We start from the raw sequence: 3,330 nt of genomic DNA, 5'->3' as shown, positions 1-3,330 counted from the left end.
CACGACGAAGGGGTGCCGAACCGCGCTCCCCCGTGGTGGGGAGGTCGGTTCGGCACCCCTCGTGGCCTCGCCGTGGCGTCGCCAGTCCGTATGCCGTCCGCGCCGGCGGCGCGACGTCAGGTGATGTCGCTCCGCACCGTCCGCCACGACCCGAAGCCGGCCAGCAGCGCGGCATACAGGGTCAGGACCAGGGCCCCGCCCCACCACTCGAGGCGCACCTCGTCGGGGCTGCCCTGCACGGCGTTGACCATGGCGTTCGTCGCGGCCGTCGGCAGGTAGGGCGCGACGTTCTGCGCGCCCCACTCCCAGAACGTCAGCGCGAAGCCGGCCAGCGGCTCCACGATCCAGGCCACGCCCACGGAGATCAGCAGCGCCGCCACCTGGTTGGGGATGAGGATGCCGGCGCCGAGGCCGATCAGCGCCCACAGGCCCAGGACGAGCAGCCCGAGGGCCAGCGTGCGCCAGATCTGCGAGCTCGGGAACGGGTCGACGCCCTGCGAGTTGAGCACCAGCGCCCCCACGCTGACCGACCCGACGAGGGAGATCAGCCCGTAGACGACGCCCAGGCCCAGCAGCGCCGCGACCTTGGCGCCCATCACCGTGACCCGCTGCGGCACGGCGAGGAAGGTGCCGGTGATCGTCTTGTGGCGGTACTCGCTGCCGATCTGGAGGACCCCGATGGTGAGGGTGAGCAGGTAGCCGACCCCCAGGCCGCCGGTGTAGACGCTGCCGACGATCTGCTCGTCGGTGCCGGTGGGGATGCCGCCCGGGCCGCCGGTGCCCGCCTGGTCGGAGGTCAGCAGGAAGCCGAACAGCGCCGCGAAGGCCATGCCCGACAGGAAGATGGCGATGGCCATGCCCCACCACAGGCGGGTCGTGAAGAACTTGCGGAACTCGGCCCTGATGGCGGCGCTCACGAGCTCGCCCCTTCCTGCGCCCGGACGGCGTCGGTCTCGGGGGAGGTGGTGCCGAAGTGGCCGACGTTGCCGCCCCCCAGGTTGCGGTTGGTGCCCTCGGTCAGCTCGAAGAAGAGCGCCTCGAGGTCGGTCGTCAGCGAGCGCAGCTCGTAGACCGGCAGCCCGGCCCTCAGGGCGACGTCGCCGATCAGGCGCAGGTCTCCGCTGTCGACCAGGAGCGCGCCGTCCTGCTCGGTGCTGGTCAGGTCGGAGACGCGCAGCGCCCCGGCGAGCGCGCCGACGTCGGAGGTGCGGACGAGGCTGCGGGACTCGCCGTGCAGGTCGGCCATGGCGCCCTGGCTGACGAGCCTGCCGTTGGAGATGATCACGACGTCGTCGACGGTCTGCTCGACCTCCTGGAGCATGTGGCTCGAGATCAGGACCGTCTTGCCCTGGGTGCTGAGGTGGCGCAGGAAGCCGCGCAGCCAGCGGATGCCCTCGGGGTCGAGGCCGTTGGCCGGCTCGTCGAGGATCAGCACCTGCGGGTCGCCCAGCATGGCGGCGGCGAGGCCGAGCCGCTGGCGCATGCCCATGGAGTACCCGCCGGCGCGCTTGCGGGCCGCCGCCGGGATGCCGACCAGCTCGAGCATCTCGTCGACGCGCTTGTCGCCGACTCCCGCCGTGTCCGCGAGGACCCGCAGGTGGTCGCGGCCGCTGCGGCCCGGGTGGAAGTTGGTCGCCTCGAGGGCCGACCCGACCATCGCCATCGGCCGCGGGATGTCGTGGTAGCGCTGGCCGCCGATCGTCGCGGTGCCCGCCGTCGGCCGGACCAGGCCGAGCAGCATGCGCAGCGTCGTCGTCTTGCCCGCGCCGTTCGGGCCCAGGAAGCCGGTGATGCGCCCGGGCTCGACCGTGAAGGAGAGGTTGTCGACGGCGGTGAAGTCGCCGAACTTCTTGGTCAGGTCGCGCACCTCGATGCGCGCCCCCCGAAGTGGAGTGGAGTCTGCGGGCGTCGTCATCGTGCCCCCGGAAGTCGTCTCATGCGCCCCATCCTCCCAACTGACCACACGGGATGGTCAACAGGGTTACGCCCACCTCCGCCCACGTCCGCCCACGTCCGCCCACCTTCAGCCCACCTTCAGCCCACCTTCCGCCGTCGACACGCTGGGAGATGGTCCCTCGTGGTGCGGTGAAGGGCTTTTTGTCAGCGTGTCGACGGCGGGCGAGGGGGGTCGTATGCCGGTGCGTGGGCAGGCCTCGGCGACCCTAGGATGGCCGCACTATGACCGAGTGGTTACTCGTCCTCGCCGGCGTCGCGCTGACCGTCGGCACCGCCGTCTTCGTCGCCGCCGAGTTCTCGCTGGTCGCCCTCGACCGGCCGTCGGTGCAGCGGGCCGTCGACGAGGGGGACCACCGCGCCGAGGTCGTGCTCGGGTCGCTGCGCCGCCTCTCGACCCAGCTCTCGGCAGCGCAGGTCGGCATCACGCTGACGACCCTGGTGCTCGGCTACCTCGCCACCCCGAGCCTGGGCACGCTGCTCCAGACCCCGCTCGCCGCCCTCGGGCTCGAGGGCGGAGCGCTCCAGTCGGTCTCGGCCACCGTCGCGCTCGTCGTCGCGACGCTGTTCTCGATGGTCTTCGGCGAGCTCGTGCCGCAGTTCCTCGGCATCTCGGCGCCGCTCGGGACGGCCAAGGTCGTCGCCGGCCCGGTGCGCGTCTTCGCCGTGGTGGCCAAGCCGCTCATCGCGGTGCTCAACGGCTCGGCCAACCTCTTCCTGCGCAGCCTCGGCATCACCCCCCAGGAGGAGCTGTCCAGCGCGCGCACCCCGCAGGAGCTGGCCTCGCTCGTCCGCCGCTCCGCCGAGGCCGGCACGCTCGACGAGGGCACGGCCCGCCTGCTCACCCGCACCCTCGGCTTCGGTGAGCAGACCGCCGCCGACGTGATGAGCCCCCGGGCCCGGGCCACGGCGATCGAGCGGACCGCCACCGCCGAGGACGTCGTGCGGCTGGCCCGGCGCACCGGGCACTCCCGCTTCCCCGTCACGGGCGAGGACTGGGACGACATCGACGGCATCGTGCACGTCAAGCGCGCCATCGCCGTGCCGCACGACCGCCGTCCCGACGTGCCCGTCTCGGCGCTGATGGTGCCGCCGCTGCTCGTGCCCGAGACGATCCGGCTCGACCCGCTGCTGCTCCTCCTGCGCGAGGCCGGGCTCCAGCTCGCCGTCGTCGTCGACGAGTACGGCGGGACCGCCGGGGTCGTGACGCTCGAGGACGTCGTCGAGGAGATCGTCGGCGAGGTGAGCGACGAGCACGACAGGTTCCGGACCACCGGCCGCGAGATGACCGACGGCTCCTGGACCGTCCCCGGCCTCTGGCGCCCGGACGAGGTGCGCGAGCGGATCGGCGCCCCGGTGCCCGACGGACCGGCATAC

General features: G+C 72.7%; 3 protein-coding genes. 1 reads left to right on the top strand and 2 read right to left on the bottom strand.

Annotation, left to right across the window (positions count from 1 at the left end):
* Nucleotides 1-116 precede the first annotated feature (116 nt).
* Both VIB11_RS17385 and VIB11_RS17380 read right to left on the bottom strand, forming a co-directional pair.
* Nucleotides 117-917 carry an ABC transporter permease gene (locus VIB11_RS17385; RefSeq protein WP_332057325.1) on the bottom strand — a complete coding sequence of 267 codons (801 nt, stop codon included), beginning with the start codon at nucleotides 915-917 and terminating at the stop codon, nucleotides 117-119.
* A complete protein-coding gene (locus VIB11_RS17380; RefSeq protein ID WP_332057324.1) occupies nucleotides 914-1,915 on the bottom strand; it encodes an ABC transporter ATP-binding protein in 1,002 nt (333 codons plus the stop codon). The genes VIB11_RS17385 and VIB11_RS17380 overlap by 4 nt, the downstream gene beginning before the upstream one ends.
* Nucleotides 1,916-2,178: 263 nt before the next feature.
* On the opposite strand from VIB11_RS17380, the gene VIB11_RS17375 reads away from it, so the two are divergent.
* The coding region (locus VIB11_RS17375; RefSeq protein ID WP_332057323.1) for a hemolysin family protein at nucleotides 2,179-3,330 on the top strand (1,152 nt) is incomplete at its 3' end.

The sequence above is a fragment of the Pedococcus sp. genome (assembly GCF_036554925.1).
Classification (GTDB): Bacteria; Actinomycetota; Actinomycetes; order Actinomycetales; family Dermatophilaceae; genus Pedococcus_A.
The sequence above is the reverse complement of the archived record's forward strand: the minus strand, read 5'-3'. Positions and strand labels throughout refer to the sequence as shown.